Annotated in this window: 16 protein-coding genes and 2 tRNA genes; 16 read left to right on the top strand and 2 right to left on the bottom strand. The window is 71.0% G+C overall.

The genetic code is table 11. The annotated features are described in order from the left end of the window. Positions 1-19 precede the first annotated feature (19 nt). On the top strand, positions 20-1,162 hold the full coding sequence (locus ACFVFH_RS03845; protein WP_383762901.1) for a hypothetical protein: 1,143 nt from the start codon (positions 20-22) through the stop codon (positions 1,160-1,162). On the opposite strand, the gene ACFVFH_RS03840 is transcribed toward ACFVFH_RS03845, so the two are convergent. Next, positions 1,074-2,222, bottom strand: a complete 1,149-nt coding sequence (locus ACFVFH_RS03840) for a M48 family metallopeptidase (RefSeq protein ID WP_383762898.1) — start codon at positions 2,220-2,222, stop codon at positions 1,074-1,076. The genes ACFVFH_RS03845 and ACFVFH_RS03840 overlap by 89 nt on opposite strands. A 111-nt stretch (positions 2,223-2,333) precedes the next feature. On the opposite strand from ACFVFH_RS03840, the gene ACFVFH_RS03835 reads away from it, so the two are divergent. The 7 genes from ACFVFH_RS03835 to ACFVFH_RS03805 all read left to right on the top strand — a co-directional run bounded on the left by ACFVFH_RS03835 (position 2,334) and on the right by ACFVFH_RS03805 (position 6,541). Next, on the top strand, positions 2,334-2,486 hold the full coding sequence (locus ACFVFH_RS03835) for a hypothetical protein (protein WP_176729186.1): 153 nt from the start codon (positions 2,334-2,336) through the stop codon (positions 2,484-2,486). An 84-nt stretch (positions 2,487-2,570) separates the two neighbouring features. Further along, the gene (locus tag ACFVFH_RS03830) at positions 2,571-2,735 is read left to right on the top strand and encodes a hypothetical protein (protein WP_093542618.1); all 165 of its coding nucleotides are present in this window, start codon (positions 2,571-2,573) and stop codon (positions 2,733-2,735) included. A gap of 38 nt (positions 2,736-2,773) precedes the next feature. Next, positions 2,774-3,391, top strand: a complete 618-nt coding sequence (gene nadD / locus ACFVFH_RS03825; RefSeq protein ID WP_383762895.1) for a nicotinate-nucleotide adenylyltransferase — start codon at positions 2,774-2,776, stop codon at positions 3,389-3,391. A 19-nt stretch (positions 3,392-3,410) separates the two neighbouring features. Beyond that, positions 3,411-5,144, top strand: a complete 1,734-nt coding sequence (locus ACFVFH_RS03820; RefSeq protein WP_383762893.1) for an LCP family protein — start codon at positions 3,411-3,413, stop codon at positions 5,142-5,144. 114 nt (positions 5,145-5,258) lie between these two features. Continuing rightward, positions 5,259-5,690, top strand: coding sequence for a ribosome silencing factor (rsfS, locus tag ACFVFH_RS03815; RefSeq protein WP_093542624.1), 432 nt, complete (start codon positions 5,259-5,261; stop codon positions 5,688-5,690). Beyond that, entirely contained in the window at positions 5,687-6,340 is a 654-nt protein-coding gene (locus ACFVFH_RS03810) for a histidine phosphatase family protein (RefSeq protein ID WP_383763574.1), read from the top strand. The genes rsfS and ACFVFH_RS03810 overlap by 4 nt, the downstream gene beginning before the upstream one ends. A gap of 128 nt (positions 6,341-6,468) precedes the next feature. Next, a tRNA-Ala gene (locus tag ACFVFH_RS03805) sits at positions 6,469-6,541 on the top strand. Positions 6,542-6,583: 42 nt separating this feature from the next. Here the strand turns inward: ACFVFH_RS03805 and ACFVFH_RS03800 are convergent. Next, positions 6,584-7,459, bottom strand: coding sequence for a helix-turn-helix transcriptional regulator (locus tag ACFVFH_RS03800; RefSeq protein ID WP_383762890.1), 876 nt, complete (start codon positions 7,457-7,459; stop codon positions 6,584-6,586). 102 nt (positions 7,460-7,561) lie between these two features. On the opposite strand from ACFVFH_RS03800, the gene ACFVFH_RS03795 reads away from it, so the two are divergent. From ACFVFH_RS03795 to ACFVFH_RS03760, 8 genes are all read left to right on the top strand, one after another. Further along, complete coding sequence (locus tag ACFVFH_RS03795) at positions 7,562-9,013, top strand: MFS transporter (RefSeq protein ID WP_383762887.1); 1,452 nt, start codon at positions 7,562-7,564, stop codon at positions 9,011-9,013. Between the two features lie 176 nt (positions 9,014-9,189). Further along, positions 9,190-9,423: a hypothetical protein gene (locus ACFVFH_RS03790; protein ID WP_015608461.1), complete on the top strand. Its 234-nt coding sequence runs from the start codon at positions 9,190-9,192 to the stop codon at positions 9,421-9,423. Positions 9,424-9,567: 144 nt separating this feature from the next. Next, positions 9,568-9,640: transfer RNA gene (locus tag ACFVFH_RS03785), tRNA-Ala, on the top strand. Between the two features lie 369 nt (positions 9,641-10,009). Continuing rightward, positions 10,010-12,883 (top strand): leucine--tRNA ligase, encoded by a 2,874-nt coding sequence (gene leuS / locus ACFVFH_RS03780; protein ID WP_383762884.1) that lies wholly within the window; start codon positions 10,010-10,012, stop codon positions 12,881-12,883. A 191-nt stretch (positions 12,884-13,074) separates the two neighbouring features. Then, entirely contained in the window at positions 13,075-13,818 is a 744-nt protein-coding gene (locus ACFVFH_RS03775) for a hypothetical protein (protein ID WP_383762881.1), read from the top strand. A gap of 267 nt (positions 13,819-14,085) precedes the next feature. Beyond that, positions 14,086-14,931, top strand: coding sequence for a DegV family protein (locus ACFVFH_RS03770; RefSeq protein WP_383762878.1), 846 nt, complete (start codon positions 14,086-14,088; stop codon positions 14,929-14,931). A gap of 142 nt (positions 14,932-15,073) precedes the next feature. Then, entirely contained in the window at positions 15,074-16,327 is a 1,254-nt protein-coding gene (locus ACFVFH_RS03765; RefSeq protein ID WP_383762875.1) for a helix-hairpin-helix domain-containing protein, read from the top strand. Further along, positions 16,324-19,020 (top strand): ComEC/Rec2 family competence protein, encoded by a 2,697-nt coding sequence (locus ACFVFH_RS03760; RefSeq protein WP_383762872.1) that lies wholly within the window; start codon positions 16,324-16,326, stop codon positions 19,018-19,020. The genes ACFVFH_RS03765 and ACFVFH_RS03760 overlap by 4 nt, the downstream gene beginning before the upstream one ends. Positions 19,021-19,184 lie beyond the last annotated feature (164 nt).

The following is a 19,184-nucleotide window of genomic DNA, read 5'->3' as shown; positions in this document are numbered from 1 at the left end:
CGTGGAGTCGGGAGAAGTCATGGCAGACCGCGGAGAACCACCAGAAGGTCCGTCCGGGAGTCCGTCGGGCGGCAGCGAGGACGAGTACCGGTCACTCGTCTTCGACGAGTCGTTCGTGCGCGCTGCACGGCTGCAGGAATTCTCCGCGCAGGAGCGCATGGAGGACCACGCCCCCGCCGTACGCAGTCTGCCGGCCCGGCACTGGCGCACCGGGTCCAGGGCCGCCATCGCCTTGATCCTCCTGATCGCCCTGGCCTTCGGGACGGCCGTCTACATGGGCCTCCGCGACCCCTACCAGGCGCCCGTCGGCCGACGGGCCGGGCCGCTGGCGTCGACCGTGGTGCCCCTGGCGCCCCGGGGCGTCGTACCGGGCGGAACGCCCGAGGCCCTGCTCGCCGCGAGCCCCGCCGCACAGTTCGGAAAAGGTGCCGCAGGCATCAATCTGCCGGTGATCAGACGGACGGACAACTTCTCGGACAGCCAGGTGGCGAGTGCCCTGACCACGGTCAAGGACTATCTGGTGGCCTCCTCCCTCGACCCGGACGTGCTCACGGGCGCCACGGCGCGCCCGGTGGAACTTCTGCTTGACCCGGACCAGACGGCGCAGTTCGAGCGCAGCATGAACCGGTCGCAGGACGACGGGGAGCACGCCGCGTCCGGGTGGCTGGTGCGGTTCGACCCGGCGAAGGTGGCGCTGGCCGGTACGGACATCAGGGTCCGCGGCACTCTGAGCTACACGGAGGAGGGGGCCGACACCCTGGAGGTGGTGTCGGACCACACCTTCACCTATGTGCTCCGCCCCGCCACCGCGGGCCCCCGAGGGACGGGCGGTGACTCGCTCTTCACCGTACGGCGCGAGCTGCGCTTCCGCTTCGACCGGGAGGACCTGCGGCTGCACCGGCTGGAGGTACGCTCCAGTTACGTCCAGGCCGGACCGCAGTCGTGCCCGGCGGACACCACCGGGGCGCTGCGGCCCCTGCTCGCCGGGCAGCGCGCCGTCCTCCGGGGCCCCGCGGGGACCGACCCGTACGCGACGGGCCGGCCCACTGCCGCCCTCTGCGGGACCCTGGCGGTCAGCTCCCCGCAGGCCCCGACCCGGTCCCCGGCCCCTCAGGGTCATGGGGCTCCTCCGGCCTCGCGGAGTCCGTGGAGCCGTCCGTAGCGCCGCCGCCCTTGCCGGCCGCGCTCCCGCCTTGGCCGGTGAACTTGTCGCGGAGCTTGCCACCCAGGTCCCCGGCGCCCCCCGCTATGTCGCCGACCAGCTTCATCAGCGGGTCCTTGCTGGAGCGCACCGTGTCCGCGTAGTGGGCCGCGGACTCCCGGAAGGAGTCGGTGACCGAGGTGTCCTTGTCCTCGTCGCGCCGCGGGTAGTGACCGTCCATGATCCGCTGGTAGTCCCGGGTCTCGGACCACTTCTTCAGCTCCGCCGCGCGCACCGTGGTGAACGGGTGCGAGCGGGGCAGCAGGTTGAGGATCTTGAGCACCGAGTCGCGCAGATCGCCGCCCTTCTCGTACTCGTCGGCCTGGGCGAGGAAGGCGTCCACGTTCATCTCGTGCAGATGATTGCCGCCCGCGATCTTCATCAGGCCGCGCATCGACGCCTGGAGATCCTGGCCCACGAGCAGCCCGGCCCGGTCGGCCGACAGCTCGGACTTGCGGAACCACTCGCGCAGCGCCGTCACGATCGCCATGATCGCCACGTTGCCGAGCGGGATCCAGGCGACCTTCAGCGCGATATTGGTGAGGAAGAGCAGAATCGTGCGGTACACCGCGTGGCCGGAGAGCGCGTGCCCCACCTCGTGGCCGATGACCGCACGCATCTCCTCCTCGTCGAGCAGCTCCACCAGCCCCGTCGTCACCACGATGATCGGTTCGTCGAGGCCGATGCACATGGCGTTGGGCTGCGGGTCCTGGTTGACGTACATCGGCGGGACCTTCTCCAGGTCCAGGATGTAACAGGCGTCCCGAAGCATGTCGTTGAGGTGGGTGAACTGGGCGTCGCTCACCCGGACGGAGTCGGAGAGGAAGAGCAGTCGGAGACTGCGCTCGGGCAGCAGACCGCTCAGTGTCTTGAAGACGGTGTCGAAACCGCTCAGCTTGCGCAGGGCCACCAGGGCCGAGCGGTCCGCCGGGTGCTCGTAGGCCCTGGACGAGATGCCCGCGAAACGCCTGCGCTGCCTGCTCGGCACGTTCTCGTGGCTCTCGTGGCTGCGTTCGGTCATGAATGGGCCCCCTGTTCGTACGAGATTTCGCTCGCCCCCCTGACAATCCCCAGCCTAGGTGCTGGGGCTACGGTGTGCGGGGGGCTGTGGATAACTGAGGAGACGCCCGACATGCCGCACACCGTTGCTCTGCTCGCCGCCGCGTCCGGGGAGCAGGGGCCCGGCAACACGCTTCGCATCGTGCTGCTCGCCTCGCTCGTCGGAGCCGCACTGCTGGCCTGGTTCCTGCTCCGCGGATACCGCAACGACGACAAGAACGACTGAGTCGGCGTGAGCGTGCCCGAAGCGCACGCATACGATGTGCGCGACGTCTTCCTTCCGACTCCCGATCGATAGGTCCTGCCGAAGATGAGCCTCACGAGCACCGCGCACCAGCTGGTCACCCTCGCCTCCGAGGGCGGCGAACACGGTGGCAACCACGAAAGCCTCAGCCCGTATCTCACCGGAGGCGGCGCGTTCGTCGTGCTGCTGCTCCTGCTCTGGATCACCACGCGCTTCAACCGCGACCGCTGAGACGAAGGCGTACAGCTGTGCCAGTAGGCTCTGCACGCATGGGACAGCAGGAAGTGCCTACCGGCAGCGGAAAGCGCCGACTCGGCGTGATGGGCGGGACGTTCGACCCGATTCATCATGGACACCTGGTGGCGGCCAGCGAAGTGGCCGCCCAGTTCCACCTCGACGAGGTGATCTTCGTACCGACCGGGCAGCCGTGGCAGAAGAGCCACAAGCACGTCTCCCCGGCCGAGGACCGCTACCTGATGACGGTCATCGCGACAGCGTCCAACCCCCAGTTCTCGGTCAGCCGGAGCGACATCGACCGCAGCGGACCCACGTACACCATCGATACGCTGCGGGACCTGCGCACGATCCACGGCGACGCGGACCTCTTCTTCATCACCGGTGCCGACGCGCTCTCCCAGATCCTCACCTGGCGGGACGCCGACGAGCTGTTCTCGCTCTCCCACTTCATCGGCGTGACACGGCCGGGGCACGTCCTCACGGACGCCGGGCTGCCGGAGGGCGGGGTCTCCCTGGTGGAGGTCCCCGCGCTCGCGATCTCGTCCACGGACTGTCGTGAGAGGGTCGCGCAGGGGGATCCGGTCTGGTACTTGGTGCCGGACGGCGTGGTCCGCTACATCGACAAACGCCAGCTGTACCGCGGCGAATGAGCGACGCAGAGGGGCACCGGTGAACGACCGACAGAACCCGTACGACCCGTACTACCAGCAGCCGCAGATCATCGGCTACGACGAGTACGGGCAGCCGGTGTACCAGCAGCCGCAGCAAGCACAGCCGCAGGCGTACGACCCGTACGCGCCGCAGCAGCCGCAGCAGTCCCACCAGCAACCGCAGCAGGCCGACCAGGGGTACGGCTACGACCCGTACGCCCAGCCCCAGCCGCAGGCGTACGACCCGTACGCCTCGCAGCAGCAGCCCCAGCAGGCACAGCAGCAGGCGTACGGCGGCTACGACGGCTATGGCTACGACACCGGCCGGCAGCCCGCCGCGGTCGACACCACCCAGCAGTGGAACATCCCGCAGCAGGCGGCCGCACCGCCCGAGCCGCCCGCGCCCGCTCCGGCCCCGCCGGAACCCGGGCCCGCGCCCGAGCCCGGCTCCGGCGCGGAGCCGGAAGCGGTCGTCCCGGGGCAGCGCCGCGCCGACCGCGACTACCGCACCGAGCAGTTCTCCTTCATCGAGGAGCCCGACGAGGACTCCGAAGACGTCATCGACTGGCTGAAGTTCACCGAGAGCCGCAGCGAGCGGCGCGAGGAGGCACGGCGTCGCGGCCGCAACCGCATGGTCGCGCTCATAGTCGTGGTGGCCCTGGTCGTGGTCGGCGGCGTCGGCTATCTCTGGTCCGCCGGAAAGATCCCGGGCCTGTCCGGCTCGGACCAGAACGACACGGCGTCGTCGGGCCCGCAGAAGCGGGACGTCATCGTGGTCCATCTGCGTGACACCAAGAAGGGCGGCACCTCCACGGCGCTGCTCGTCGACAACGTGACGACCAAGAAGGGCACCACGGTCCTGCTGCCCAACTCGCTCGCGGTCGCCGACGACGACGGCATCACGACCACCCTCGGCAAGTCCGTCAAGGACGACGGCACCACCGGCACCCGTGACTCCCTCAGCACTCTGCTCGGCACCGACATCAGCGGCACATGGCGGCTCGACACGCCGTACCTGGAGACGCTGGTCGACCTGGTCGGCAACATCGAGGTCGACACCGACACCGATGTACCGGACACCAAGAAGGACGCCTCCCCCCTGGTGAAGAAGGGCGAGGCGCAGACCCTGAGCGGCCGGATGGCCGTCGCGTACGCCACCTACCAGGGGCCGGGCGAGCCGGAGACGAAGCAGCTCACCCGGTTCGGCGAGGTCGTGCGGGGCGTACTGCGGAAGATCTCGGACGACCCGAAGGCCGCCACCGTCACCGTGCAGACGCTGGCGCAGATCCTCGACCCCTCGCTCCCCGAGAAGGACCTGGGGGCCTCCCTGGCGAAGCTCGCCCAGCACGCCAAGGTCGGCGACTACAAGACGGCGCTCCTGCCGGTGCAGACCGACGGATCGCTCACCGACGCGGCCACCGAGAGCGTCGTCAAGGACGTCCTGGGCGGCACGGTCAAGGCCCCGGCCGCGGACGCGGCGGTACGGGTCGGCATCAAGAACGCCACCGGGAACCCGGACAGCACGCAGTCCGCACAGATCAAGCTGGTCAACGGCGGCTACGACTTCGTCGGCGGCGGAACGGCCGGGACCACGGCACTGTCCGAGGTCGTCTACAAGACCGCGGCGGACAAGGAGAAGGCGACGCAGGTCGCCAAGACCCTGGGGCTGCCGACGGAAGCGGTGAAGGAGGGCAAGCCCGCCGCCAACGCGGACGTGTCCGTTCTGCTCGGCCAGGACTACAAGATCAAATGATCCGCACGCGGCCGCCCGGACGACGTCGATCCGGCCCGTGAACAATCGCTGCGTGGGCTGTCGGCGGTCCGTGAGACCCTAGAGGTCGATCTGACCGCCGACGAAAGCCTGCATGTGACCGCCACGGACCGCTCCATCGAGCTCATCAACGCCGCCGCCCAGGCGGCCGCCGACCGGCTCGCGCACGACATCATCGCGTACGACGTCAGCGACGTGCTGTCGATCACGGACGCCTTCCTGCTGGCCTCGGCCCCCAACGACCGCCAGGTCAAGTCGATCGTCGACGAGATCGAGGAGCGGCTCCAGAAGGAGCTCGGCGCCAAGCCGGTACGCCGCGAGGGCGACCGCGACGCGCGCTGGATCCTCCTCGACTACGTCGACATCGTCATCCACGTCCAGCACAGCGAGGAGCGTGTCTTCTACGCGCTGGAGCGCCTCTGGAAGGACTGCCCCGAGATCCCGCTTCCCGAGGACGCCGTCAAGACCCGCGGCAAGGCCGAGGAGCACGCGCGGCTGACCGGCAGCACGGAAGGTGAGCAGAGCTGAACGGCAGCGGAAGCGGCAGGGGCCGCAGGATCGTCCTCTGGCGCCACGGCCAGACGGCATGGAATCTGGAGCGCAGGTTCCAGGGCTCCACGGACATCGCGCTCACCGAGGCCGGAGTCGGGCAGGCCCGGCGGGCCGCCCGGCTGCTGGCCTCGCTGAAGCCGGACGCGATCGTCGCCTCCGACCTCCAGCGGGCCGCCGACACCGCCGCCGAGCTGGCCGCGATCACCGGCCTCGAAGTCGCGCACGACGCGGGGCTGCGGGAGACGTACGCGGGTGCCTGGCAGGGCCTCACCCACGAGGAGATCGTCGGGCAGTACGGCGAGCAGTACGCCGCGTGGAAGCGGGGCGAGCCCGTGCGCCGCGGTGGCGGCGAGCTGGAGACCGAGGTGGCCGACCGGGCCGCCCCGGTCGTGCTCGGCCATGCCGACAAGCTGCCCGGGAACGGCACGCTCGTCGTGGTCAGCCACGGCGGCACCATCCGCACCACCATCGGCCGGCTGCTGGGCCTGGAGTCGCACCACTGGGAAGGGCTCGGTGGCCTCTCCAACTGCTGCTGGTCGGTGCTGGGCGAGGGCGCGCGGGGCTGGCGCCTGCTGGAGCACAACGCCGGCACACTGCCCGAGCCGGTGCTCGGCGACGACACCTGAGGGCCGTCCCCGGGCTCCCGGCCGGACGGGCCCCAGGGCTTCTCGGCCGGATTTCGCTTTCTGGCAGGTCACAGGCTAAAGTTCTTCTTGTTCGCAGCGCGGAAACGCAGAGAAACACAGTGAACAGCGGGGCTATAGCTCAGTTGGTAGAGCGCCTGCATGGCATGCAGGAGGTCAGGAGTTCAATTCTCCTTAGCTCCACAATCAAGATCCCGTCCCCGGCAGGGGGCGGGATCTTCGCGTTCACCCCTCGCGGCGCCGCCGCAGCGCGGCCACCCGCTCCCCGCTCTCCTCGTCGGCAGGGGTGTACGCCACGATCCGGCACTCCGGCAGCCCGTTGACGGACAGCGACACCGACGTCATCCGTATGTCCCCGGACACCGCCCGGTGCCGGAAGGTCTTCACCCGCGGTCCGGGTGGGGCGACATCTCCGCTGCGCCACAGCTCGGCGAAGTACGGGCTGGCGGCCGAGAGCTGTTCGACGAACGACTCCCAGGCCGGCTCGCCCGTATGGCGCCCGTACGCGCCCCGTAGCGTCGCCACCATCATCGGCAGTTCCTGCCCCCGGTGGACGACGGGACAGGCCTCCTCGGACACGGTGAACAGCGTCCACAGCACATTGCGTATCCCCGCCCCCACCATGCCGTGGACGGCGAACAGATCGCGATAGGCCGGGTTGGTGGCCAGGATGTCGTATCTGGCGTTGTAGACCACGGCGGGATGCGGATCGAGCGCGTCGATGATGCCCTGGATCTCCGGCCCCACCTCGATGGCGTCGGACTGCCTGCCGGGTGCGCAGGCCACCTCCGCCAGGTGGTAGAGGTGTTCGCGCTCCGAGGCGTCCAGCCGGAGCGTGCGCGCCACGGCGTCCAGCACTTGTGGCGACGCGTTGATCGGACGGCCCTGTTCGAGCCAGGTGTACCAGGTGACGCCGACGCCGGAGAGCTGCGCGACCTCCTCGCGGCGCAGGCCCGGGGTGCGGCGGCGCAGGCCCGGGGCCATGCCCACATCGGCGGGCGTCACCCGTGCCCGGCGATTGCGCAGGAAGGCCGCGAGCTCCGGACGCCGCCGGTGCCGGCCCGCGTCGTAAGCCGCCTGATGTGTCGTCACCGTCGTCACACCCCCATGTTCCGTGACACACCGGGGAGTTGCCAGGTGCTGTCGGTACCAGCATCAGCGGGCTCTCGTTACCCGTATGCGGCCGGGGCCAGGCTCGATGCCATGACAACGGCCTCCGAAGCGACTCCTCGTTCCGCAACCAGTAAAGACGCCACCACTGACAACCGCTCCGGGCGCGTGCTCGCCCTGGTGCTGGCGGCCCAGTTCATGGCCCTGCTCGACATCTTCATCGTCAATGTCGCCGCCCCCACGATCCGGAGCGAACTCGGCGCCTCCGGCGCCGGACTGCAACTCGTCGTGGCCGGTTACACCATCACGTACGCGGTGCTGCTCATCACCGGAGCACGCCTCGGCGACCTGTTCGGGCACGGCCGGGTCCACCTGGCCGGGATCGGCGTCTTCACCGCGGCCTCGCTCGCCTGCGGACTCGCCGCGGGAACCGGACAGTTGATCGCCTTCCGGCTGGTGCAGGGCGGGGCAGCGGCGATGATGATCCCGCAGGTGCTCAGCCTCATCCAACGCCACTTCACCGGCGAGGCGCGGGTCCGGGCGCTGGGCGCCTACAGCGCGGTGCTCGCCGTCGGGGCGGCGGCCGGACAGGTGGTCGGCGGGGTGCTGGTCAGTGCCGATCTGTTCGGCGCGGGCTGGCGGCCGGTCTTCCTGGTGAACGTGCCGATCGGGCTCGTACTGCTGGTGCTCGGCGCCAGGGTCCTGCCGCGCGAACCGCGTACCGCGCCCGGCCGGGTCCAGGCCCGTGCCCGCGGGCTCGACCTGCCGGGAATGGTGGTGCTGGCCGCCGCCGTCACCCTGCTCACCGTTCCCCTGGTGCTCGGGCAGGAGCTGGGCTGGCCGCTCTGGTCACAGGTCGGTCCGGCGCTCTCGGCGGTGATCTTCGCCGGTTTCGCCGGATACGAGTCACGGCTGGCCGCGAGTGGTGGCGCGCCCCTGATCGCGCCCCGGGTGCTGCGCGTTCCCGGCATCGCCCGAGCGGCGCTCCGCATTCTTCTGGTGATGGCGATCAACGCGGGCTTCCTCTTCGCGATGACCTTGCACGTCCAGGGCGGTCTGGGTTACTCGCCGCTGCGCGCGGGGCTGATGTTCGCGCCGACCGCGCTGGTGTTCGGCGTGACGGGGCTGACCTGGCGGCGGTGGCCGACGGTTCTCCGGACGGCCCTGGTGCCGGGCGGGTTCGTGCTCGTGGCCGTCGCCTCCCTGGCCGTCGGGCTGCTGCTGCGCGACGGCGGCGACGGCGGGCCCGCGTTGTACGCCGCCTTCGTGGCGATGGGTGCCGGGCTGGCGCTGGGCTTCAGTCCCACCCTGACGAGGGCGCTGGCGGACGTACGTCCCAAGGACGCGGCCGACGCCAGCGGCGTACTGGTGACGGTCACCCAGCTCGGACAGCTGACCGGCGTCGCCGCGTTCGGCACGCTCTACCTCAACCGCCTTGACGCGCAAGGGGCGCAGGGGTCGGGACAGGCTCTGTGGGCGTGCGCCCTCGCGCTCGCCGCGGCCGCGGTGGCAGGAGTCGCGGTGGGTCTCGTACGGCGTCGGTGAACGACCGGAACTCCGACGGGCTTCCCCTCTTGCGGGGTCATGGCAGAATCGGAGCGCCGGAGGGGGCGACGGACCGAACGGGAGGGAGCGCGATGCCAGCGAGCCGCCACGAGGTCCCCGACCTGCCCCTTGTTCCCGGATCCCCCGCGACTCACGGCCAAAGCCGGAGCTGACCCATGGGTGCACACAGGCGAAAATGCGACTGGTGCGGCAGCGGTACGCCCATCGTCAGGGACATGGATCCGATCAATCCGGAGTACCAGTACTGGTGCGAGGAGTGCGCGCGGGCGCTGATCATAAAGGGCGACCCGATCGAGACCTACCGGGAGCTGGAGGGGGAGCCGATCTACGGTCGGCTGCTGGAGGAGCACTGCACACTCAAGCGCTTCTACTCCTTCGCCACGGCCTGACCCCCTCCGGCCCGATGCGACCGACGGCTGTCACGATGCCGCAAAAACGGTCAAACCGGTACGGCGGGGAATCGATTTGGTGGACCGGCGGGGTCACCGGTAATGTTCTCGATGTCGCCAGGGAGACCGGGCGGAAAACAGCACGGGGCTATAGCTCAGTTGGTAGAGCGCCTGCATGGCATGCAGGAGGTCAGGAGTTCAATTCTCCTTAGCTCCACAGTGAAGAACGAGAAGCGGGTCACCCACACAGGGTGGCCCGCTTCTCGTTCTGCGCGACACATCGGTACCCCGGTCTCCCGCCGTCCCGGCTGCGGAAAGGCCGGAGGGGCGCCGTACGGCCGCCTGCGTCGCCCTGTCCATGGTCCGGTCTCGCCCGGACCGGTTCCGGGCCCGTGCGGTACCCTGACGCCATGCGTGCCGTACGCCTTCTGCTTAGCGAGCCGCGCTGATCAGTCCCGACCGGTGAGAATGCCTGGTCGGAATCGGCGCGGCGTCCCCTCCTGTGCGAGGGGATTTTTCGTTTCCGTAGACGCGTGTCCGTAGACATGGGCGCCGGCAGATGACGATCGATGGAGCTTTGAGGATCATGAGCGAGACGACTTCCGCAGCCGAGACGGCTGCGCCGCACCGCTACACGGCGGCGATGGCCGCCGACATCGAGGCACGCTGGCAGGACTTCTGGGACGCCGAGGGCACCTACGAGGCGCCGAACCCGACCGGTGACCTGGCGGGCGATCCGGAGCTGGCCGCCCGGCCGAAGAAGTTCATCATGGACATGTTCCCGTACCCCTCGGGTGCGGGCCTGCACGTCGGCCACCCGCTGGGGTACATCGCCACCGATGTGTACGCCCGCCACCAGCGGATGACCGGGCACAACGTGCTGCACACCCTGGGCTTCGACGCCTTCGGCCTGCCCGCGGAGCAGTACGCGGTGCAGACCGGCACGCACCCGCGGGTCTCCACCGAGGCCAACATCGAGAACATGACCTCCCAGCTGCGCAGGCTGGGCCTGGGCCACGACAAGCGCCGCTCGTTCGCCACGATCGAGTCGGAGTACTACAAGTGGACCCAGTGGATCTTCCTGCAGATCTTCAACTCCTGGTACGACACCGAGGCCGACCGGGCCCGCCCGATCGCCGAGCTGGTCGCACAGTTCGAGAGCGGCGCGCGCCCCACCCCGGACGGCCGTGACTGGAACGCGCTGAGCGCCGTCGAGCGCGCGGAGGTCCTGGGCGAGTACCGCCTGGCGTACGCCTCCGACGCGCCCGTCAACTGGTCGCCCGGCCTGGGCACCGTCCTGGCCAATGAGGAAGTGACGGCCGACGGCCGCTCCGAGCGCGGCAACTTCCCCGTGTTCAAGGCCAAGCTGCGCCAGTGGAACATGCGCATCACCGCCTATGCCGACCGGCTGCTGGACGACCTGGACGGGCTGGACTGGCCCGAGGCCATCAAGCTGCAGCAGCGCAACTGGATCGGGCGTTCCGAAGGCGCCCGCGTCGACTTCCCGGTCGACGGCGCCGGCGGCATCACCGTCTTCACCACCCGCCAGGACACCCTGTTCGGCGCCACCTACATGGTGCTGGCGCCCGAGCACGAGCTGGTCGAGCAGATCATCCCGGCCGCCTGGCCGGACGGCACCCACGCGGTGTGGACCGGCGGGTACGCCAACCCGGCCGAGGCCGTCGCCGCGTACCGCAAGCAGGCCGCCGCCAAGTCCGACGTGGAGCGGCAGGCCGAGGCCAAGGACAAGACCGGTGTCTTCACCGGTGCGTACGCGACCAACCCGGTCAGCGGCGAGAAGGTTCCCGTCTTCATCGCCGACTACGTCCTGATGGGGTACGGCACCGGCGCGATCATGGCCGTACCGGCGCACGACGCGCGCGACTTCGCCTTCGCGCGCGCCTTCGAACTGCCGATGCGCTGTGTCGTCGAGCCGTCGGACGACCGCGGCACGGACCCGTCGACGTGGGACGACGCCTTCGGCTCGTACGACGCGAAGCTGGTCAACTCCGCCAACGACGAGATCTCGCTGGACGGCCTGGGCGTCGTCGAGGCCAAGGCGAAGATCACCGACTGGCTGACCGCGCACGGGGTCGGTGAGGGCACCGTCAACTTCCGGCTGCGCGACTGGCTGTTCAGCCGCCAGCGCTACTGGGGCGAGCCCTTCCCGATCGTCTACGACGAGGAGGGCATCGCCCACCCGCTGCCCGAGTCGATGCTGCCCCTGGAGCTGCCGGAGGTCGACGACTACTCTCCGCGCACCTTCGACCCCGACGACGCCGACACCCAGCCCGAGACGCCGCTGTCCCGGAACGCCGAGTGGGTCGACGTCACCCTGGACCTGGGCGACGGCAACGGTCCGAAGAAGTACCGCCGCGAGACCAACACCATGCCCAACTGGGCGGGCTCCTGCTGGTACGAGCTGCGCTACCTGGACCCGAACAACGACCGGAAGCTGGTCGACCCGGCGATCGAGCAGTACTGGATGGGCCCGCGCGAGGGCCGGCCGACCGGCGGTGTCGACCTGTACGTCGGCGGCGCCGAGCACGCCGTCCTGCACCTGCTGTACGCCCGCTTCTGGTCCAAGGTGCTGCACGACCTGGGGCACATCTCGTCCGCCGAGCCGTTCCACAAGCTGTACAACCAGGGCATGATCCAGGCGTTCGTCTACCGGGACAGCCGCGGCATCGCGGTCCCGGCGGCCGAGGTCGAGGAGCGCGACGGAACGTTCTACTACCAGGGCGAGAAGGTCAGCCGTGTCCTGGGCAAGATGGGCAAGTCCCTGAAGAACGCCGTCACGCCCGACGAGATCTGCGCCGAGTTCGGGGCGGACACGCTGCGCCTGTACGAGATGGCGATGGGCCCGCTGGACGTCTCGCGGCCGTGGGACACGCGCGCCGTCGTCGGCCAGTACCGGCTGCTGCAGCGGCTGTGGCGCAATGTCGTCGACGAGGAGACCGGCGCGGTCACCGTGGTCGACACGGAGCCGGGCGAGGAGACGCTGCGCGCGCTGCACAAGGCGATCGACGGCGTCGGCCAGGACATGGCCGGGATGCGTTTCAACACGGCGATCGCCAAGGTCACCGAGCTGAACAACCACCTGACCAAGGCGGGCGGCCCGCTGTCCCGCTCCGTCGCCGAGTCGCTGGTGCTGCTGGTGGCGCCGCTGGCCCCGCACATCGCCGAGGAGCTGTGGCGCCGACTGGGCCACTCCGAGTCGGTCGTGCACCAGGACTTCCCGGTCGCCGACCCGGCGTACGTCGTGGACGAGACCGTGACCTGTGTCGTGCAGATCAAGGGCAAGGTCAAGGCGCGCCTGGAGATCTCCCCGTCGATCACGGACGAGGAGCTGGAGGCGCTGGCCCTGGCCGACCCGTCCGTGGTGGCGGCGCTGGGCGGGGCGGGCATCCGCAAGGTGATCGTGCGGGCGCCGAAGCTGGTCAACATCGTCCCGGCGTGATCGTGCGGAGCCCCGGGTGAGACACCGCCCGCGCCCGCGCGGCGGGGGCGGTGCCGTTCCGGGGTGAAAGTGTCGGGTGGGGGTGTACCCCTACGGGCAGGTTGGGGGTTCCGGTGGAACCCTCGGCCTGCCCTTTCCGTTTACGGTGGAGGGGCAGGCACCGGCAGCCGAGACGACATCGAGGGGCGCTCATGGAATCCGTGATCCTGATTCTGGGGTTGCTCTTCTTCGCGTTCGTGGCCCTGGGCGTGTACGTGGGCGTCAAGGCCGTCGGCGCGGCGAAGCGCGGCGTGGACCGCACGATCACCCAGGCGCGCCGCACCGTCGAGGAGACCACGCTGCGGGCCAAGAGCTACGGCCAGGCGGGGGTGGGCGGAGAGCTGGCGCAGTTGCGGCTGACCCTGCGCACATCCATGCGGGCCACGCAGGACGCGTTGGAGGCGGGACTCGCCGAGGACGCCTCGCTCGCGGAGTCGCTGGGCCTCTTCAAGCGGCTGAGTGTGCACGGGTGGGAGCTGGACGAAGAGCTGAAGAAGCTGGAGCGCGAGCCGGACCGGGCGACCGTCGCCTCGCTGCTGCCGAGCCTGAAGCAGCGGATGGAACGGATCACGCATTCCGCGGATTCGCTGCGGTGGGCGGCGCGCGACCGGGCGCGGAGGTTCACCGACGACGATCTGGACGCGCTGAACGCGCAGATCGACGTGGAGGCGGGGGCGCTTCGGCACTGGACGGTGGAGACGGACGAGCCGGCCGGGGGCGAGAACGGGCCGCAGGGTGATGCGAGCGGCCAGGGGCCGGTGCGGCGGCAGGCGCGGGGGCAGGAGCCGGGGAGCGGGCCGACCGACGGTGCCGCTCGGGCGATCACGGCTCCGGACCCCCGGCAGCAGACCGGGTATCCGTGGCAGAAGACGGCCCGGCCCGAAACGACGAACTGAGCCTTCGGCGACGAATGGCGCGCACCACTGCGGGCAGGCGGTGGACAGCGGCGGACAGCCGGGGGACGGCGGATGGCGTAGGACGGCCCGGTGTGGCTGTGCGTGTGGCTATGCGCGGTGATCGGTAGCGATCGATCGTGATCGGGGCCGACTGGTGGTGACCGGTGATGGCCGGTGGCGACAGGAAGCGGTCCGAGGAGGTCAGGAGAGATCATTCGGCCGGGGTCGGACTGCCGAGACATGGACTCGCCAGGTAACCTCCCGCTCATGTCCCGCCATGTCGCGATCGTCACCGATTCCACGGCCTACCTGCCGCCCGAGACGATGGAGCGGCACGGCATCACCGCGGTGCCGCTGACCGTCGTCCTCGGTGATCAGGCTCTGGAGGACGGCACCGAGATCTCGGCCCGTTCCCTCGCGGTGGCGCTTCAGAAGCGCCGTCCCGTGACGACGTCCCGGCCGAGTCCGGAGGTGTTCGCCGCCGCGTACCGTGCGGCAGCGGGGGCCGGGGCGACCGGCATCGTCTCGCTGCACCTCTCGGCCGAGATCTCGGGTACGTACGACGCCGCTCTGCTCGCGGCGAAGGAGGCGCCGGTTCCGGTCCGGGTGGTGGACACCGGGATGGTCGCCATGGCCCTCGGATTCTGTGCCCTGGCGTCGGCGGAGACGGCGGAGGCGGGCGGAAGCCTGGACGAGGCGGTCGCCGCAGCGGAGAAGCGGGCCGCGAACACCTCCGCGTACTTCTACGTGGACACGCTGGACTATCTGCGCCGTGGCGGCCGCATCGGCGCCGCACAGGCGCTGCTGGGATCGGCCCTCGCCGTGAAGCCGCTGCTCCAGCTCGACGGCGGCCACATCGAGATGCTGGAGAAGGTGCGGACGGCCTCGAAGGCGATCGCGCGCCTGGAGGAGATCGTCGCGGAACGGGCGGGCGACGACCATGTGGACATCGCCGTGCACCACTTGGCGGCGCCCGAGCGGGCCGAGCGGCTCGCGGAGCGGCTGCGGGAACGGGTGCCGGGACTGGTCGATCTCCATGTGAGCGAGGTGGGCGCGGTGATCGGGGCGCACACCGGGCCCGGTCTGCTCGGGGCAGTGGTCTCGCCGCACTGACCCGCCGGAATCGTCCGGCCGGCCCGGCCGACCGCTCGCGCATCACTCTTCGGAGTGGCCGAGTTATCCACAACTGGTGGGTTGTCCACCGGAATTGATCCTGCTCAGCGGGTTCGGGCGGATGTGTCTACCGTCGTGAGGCATGACTTCCCGATCACATCGCGCAACGAGCGGAAGCGGCAGCGGTCCCGGCCGCGCACCGGCCTCGGACGGTCGTGTTCGCAGCGGCCCCGGCATCGGTCCGGGCTCGGGCATCGGTCCGGGGCCGGGCCTCGGGCCCGGCAGGCAACGGTCGTCGCGCGGGCGTACGAACGCCGCAGCCGCGGCGGCGCGACGCAGGGCGGATGCCCTCATGACCGGCGCGTACGCCGGGCGGGTCGCGGGCGCTGCACCGGGGGCCGTTGCGGGGCAGGAGCAGGGGCAGGGGCAGGAGCCGGGGGCGGTATCGGGGCTTGCCTCGGCTTCGCGGCCGACTCCGGGGCCTGCTTCGGCTTCGCCGCCGACCACGACTGCGGTGTCGAGCCCCAGCTCTGGTTTCAGCCCTGGCCTCAGTCCTGGCCGCAGCCCTGGTTTCGGCTCTGGCTCGGCCGGGGACGCCGTTCCTGCGTCCGGGCCTGCTCCTGCGTCCGGGCCTGCGCCCTCGGTCGCGGGGCCGTTCTCCGGGCGGCCGGTGCGGTGGTGGGAGCGGCTGGCTCCCGCTCTCCGGGAGCGGATTCCCGTGTGGTTGCAGCTCAGATGTGGCCTGGAGCCGAAGACACTCGCGGCGCTGGCCGTGATCCTGGTCGCGGCCGGAGTCTTCGCCGCTGTGCATTTCTGGTCCGCGCGCCCGCATTCCGTGCGCGTGCCCCCATCGGTCGACGAGGTCGCGCATGCCCGGACGTCGACGCCGGAACCGGGCGGTGGGCAAGTGCCGGAGCCGGCGCCGGGACCGTCACCCGCGACGGGGCCGGGCGGACACGTCGTCGTCGATGTGAGCGGAAAGGTGCGAAGCCCCGGTGTCCGTCAACTGCCGTCCGGAGCAAGGGTCGCCGACGCCTTGCGCGCTGCGGGCGGGGTCCGGGAGGGCGCCGACCTGACCGGGCTCAACCGGGCGCGAGTGCTCATGGACGGGGAGCAGATCGTGGTGGGCGTCCCTCCCGGTCCCTCGGCCGGTGGCGGGGCGGGAGCGGTCGCCCAGGGTGTCGGCGGGGGAGGTTCTCCGGCAGGCCCGGTCAGTCTCAACACCGCGACCGCCGAGCAGTTGGAAACGCTGCCCGGGGTCGGCCCTGTACTGGCCCAGCACATCATCGACTACCGCGCGCAGCACGGCGGTTTCCGCTCCATCGATGAACTGCGTGAGGTCGGCGGGATCGGTGACCGTCGGTTCGCCGACCTCCGGCCCTTGGTGGGGCCATGAGCACCCCGGACGTTCACGCGGCGTCGGGCCGGAGGCTCGGCGCTTCCGAACCCCGGCAGGAGGGCCCGGTCGATCTCCGCCTCGTCCCTCCGGCCCTGGCGGCGTGGGCCGGAGCGGCGCCGGCGCTGAGCGCACCGGGGTGGTGGACCCTCACGGGCGTGGTGCTGTGCGTGGGCGCGGCCATGGTGCTCCTGGCCGTCTCCGGAGCCTCGGCGAACCGTGCGCTCCACAGGACGGCGGCCACCGCCGGGGGAGAGCGGACAGGGAGTGGGAACGAGGACGGCAGCGGACATGGACAAGGGCACGGGCACGGAGAAGAGGGACGGGACGAGGACGGCGAGGGCGGCGAGAAGGGGACCGCTGCCCCAGCGGTACGGGGGACTGCTGGGGCAGCGGTACGGGGTCGGTGGTGGCCACGCACCCGGGTGACCGCCACCGCCACCGCTGCGGCGCTGCTCTGCGCGGCGGCCGGGGCCACGTCGGCCGGGTTGCACAGCGCGGATGCGCGGCAGGGGCCGGTGCATTCGCTGGCCCAACGGTTCGAACGGGTCGAGGCGGAGGTGACGGTGACGTCCGACGTCCGGAAGACCCAGCCCCGGGTGCGCGGCGACCACAGCACTCCCGCCTCGCTCCTCGTGGACGCCGAGATCACCCGGCTGACCGGCCCCGACGGTGCGGGCACCAGCCTGAGTACGCCGGTCCTGCTGATCGTGACACCCGACGGATCGACGGGGCAGTGGCAGCGGTTGCTTCCCTCCACGCGCCTGCGCGTCGCGGGCAGGCTGGCACCGTCCCTGCACGAGGGGGAACGCAGTGCCGCCGTGCTGCGACCCGAGGGCAAGGGCCCGCCCCGTGTCATCGGGCCCCCTTCTCTCCTCCAGCGCACGGCGGGGGCGCTGCGGGGAGGCCTGCGGCAGGCGAGCGAACGGCTCGAACCCGATGCACGGGCCCTGCTGCCGGGCCTGGTGGTCGGCGACACCTCACGGGTCACCCCCGAACTGCACGAGGCGTTCAAGGCCGCCGATCTCACCCATCTGATGGCGGTCTCCGGAGCCAACCTGGCGATCCTGCTCGTCCTCCTCATCGGACCGCCCGGCACCGCGCTTCGCGCCGAACGCCGTGGGCTGGCACCACGGTTGGGCATCCCGCTTCGGCTGACGGCGCTGCTGGGCGGCGGGCTCACACTGGCCTTCGTCCTTGTCTGCCGGCCCGAACCGAGCGTTCTGCGGGCAGCGGCCTGCGGCCTCATCACCCTGCTCGCCATCGGCACGGGGCGGCGCAGATCACTGATTCCCGCGCTGGCCGCCGCTGTTCTGCTGCTGGTGCTCTACGACCCGTGGATGGCGCGCAGTTACGGTTTCGTCCTGTCCGTCCTGGCCACCGGCGCGCTGCTGACCATTGCCCCGAGGTGGAGCGACGCGCTGAGACGGCGCGGGGTACCGCCCAGGCTCGCCGAGGCGCTGGCGGCGGCGGCCGCCGCGCAGGCGTTGTGCGCGCCGGTCGTCGTACTGCTCGCCTCCCGGGTGAGTCTGGTGGCGGTCCCGTGCAATCTGCTGGCCGAGTTCGCGGTGGCCCCGGCCACGGTCCTCGGGTTCGCCGCGCTCGCCCTGGCGCCGGTGGCCATGCCGGTGGCGGAGCTGCTCGCCCGGATCGCGGGGTGGCCGGCCGGTTGGATCGCCACGGTGGCCCGGACCGGGGCCGCCCTGCCCGGAGCGGAGATGGACTGGCCCGACGGTGCCGCAGGGGCGGTGCTGCTCACCGCGCTGACCGCTCTGGTGGTGCTCTTCGCCCGGCGGATCGTGCGCCATCCCTGGGTCTGCTCGGCGGCGGCGTTGCTGTTGGTCCTCGCGGTGCTGCGCCCGGTGCCGCTCACCCGGGTCCTGACCGGGTGGCCGCCGCCGGGCTGGGCGTTCGCGATGTGCGACGTGGGGCAGGGGGATGCCCTGGTGCTGGCCGCGGGGGACGGCGCGGGTGTGGTCGTCGACACCGGGCCCGACCCTTCTCTCGTCGACCGGTGTCTTCATGACCTCGGCATCACCCGGGTGCCGTTCCTGATCCTCACGCACTTCCACGCCGACCACGTACGGGGCCTGCCCGGTGTACTGCGGGGCAGGGCGGTGGGCGCGATCGAGACGACGAGCCTCGACGAGCCCTGGGAACAGGTCGCGTTCGTACGGAGGACGGCGGCCGGGGCGCATGTGCCCCTGGTCCGGGCCGCCCCGGAGGAACACCGCCGGATGGGAGCGCTCGACTGGCGGGTCCTCTGGCCCGCGTACGCGGCGGGGGCCGGTGGCCCGGCGGTGGCCCCGGGCGCCGGGCCCGTACCGCGGGAACCGAACGACGCCAGCGTCACCCTGTACGTCAGGACCGGCGGGCTGACCCTGCTGCTCATGGGCGACCTCGAACCACCGTCCCAGCAAGGGCTGCTGAGCAGATATCCGGGGCTGCCGCGGGTGGATGTGCTCAAGGTCGCCCATCACGGCTCGGCCTATCAGGACCCCGCTCTGCTGCGGAGCGCGCACCCGCGGTTCGCCCTGGTGAGCGTGGGCAAGGGCAATCCGTACGGTCACCCGGCCGCGCGGACCGTCGATGCGCTCAGGGCGGGCGGTGCGGTGGTGCTGCGGACGGACACCGATGGTGCGATCGCCGTGACGGGCGCCGGGTCCGGGGTGCGGGCGGTGGGGCGGCCATGACGTCGTACCGGACGTGGCCGCCCGCCGGCCTTCGTGCACAGGCGCCCGCCGTCCGCCGACCCCGGCCGCCCGCTGTGGGTCGCAAGCGGAGTGATCAATTCGGACCTTCGGTAACACCTCCACCCAAGACCCTGCGAGCTGCTCTGTTTGCCTCGAACGACACA

Origin of the sequence: Streptomyces sp. NPDC057697 (genome assembly GCF_042799335.1) — a bacterium.
In the GTDB taxonomy this organism is placed as follows: Bacteria; Actinomycetota; Actinomycetes; order Streptomycetales; family Streptomycetaceae; genus Streptomyces.
The sequence above is the reverse complement of the archived record's forward strand: the minus strand, read 5'-3'. Positions and strand labels throughout refer to the sequence as shown.

Excerpts from the sequence above, each read along its gene's own strand:
- ACFVFH_RS03845 (WP_383762901.1), top strand. The coding sequence starts at position 20 with ATGGCAGACCGCGGAGAACCACCAGAAGGTCCGTCCGGGAGTCCGTCG.
- ACFVFH_RS03840 (WP_383762898.1), bottom strand. The coding sequence starts at position 2,222 with ATGACCGAACGCAGCCACGAGAGCCACGAGAACGTGCCGAGCAGGCAG.
- ACFVFH_RS03835 (WP_176729186.1), top strand. The coding sequence starts at position 2,334 with ATGCCGCACACCGTTGCTCTGCTCGCCGCCGCGTCCGGGGAGCAGGGG.
- ACFVFH_RS03830 (WP_093542618.1), top strand. The coding sequence starts at position 2,571 with ATGAGCCTCACGAGCACCGCGCACCAGCTGGTCACCCTCGCCTCCGAG.
- nadD (WP_383762895.1), top strand. The coding sequence starts at position 2,774 with ATGGGACAGCAGGAAGTGCCTACCGGCAGCGGAAAGCGCCGACTCGGC.
- ACFVFH_RS03795 (WP_383762887.1), top strand. The coding sequence starts at position 7,562 with ATGACAACGGCCTCCGAAGCGACTCCTCGTTCCGCAACCAGTAAAGAC.
- ACFVFH_RS03790 (WP_015608461.1), top strand. The coding sequence starts at position 9,190 with ATGGGTGCACACAGGCGAAAATGCGACTGGTGCGGCAGCGGTACGCCC.
- leuS (WP_383762884.1), top strand. The coding sequence starts at position 10,010 with ATGAGCGAGACGACTTCCGCAGCCGAGACGGCTGCGCCGCACCGCTAC.
- ACFVFH_RS03775 (WP_383762881.1), top strand. The coding sequence starts at position 13,075 with ATGGAATCCGTGATCCTGATTCTGGGGTTGCTCTTCTTCGCGTTCGTG.
- ACFVFH_RS03770 (WP_383762878.1), top strand. The coding sequence starts at position 14,086 with ATGTCCCGCCATGTCGCGATCGTCACCGATTCCACGGCCTACCTGCCG.
- ACFVFH_RS03765 (WP_383762875.1), top strand. The coding sequence starts at position 15,074 with ATGACTTCCCGATCACATCGCGCAACGAGCGGAAGCGGCAGCGGTCCC.
- ACFVFH_RS03760 (WP_383762872.1), top strand. The coding sequence starts at position 16,324 with ATGAGCACCCCGGACGTTCACGCGGCGTCGGGCCGGAGGCTCGGCGCT.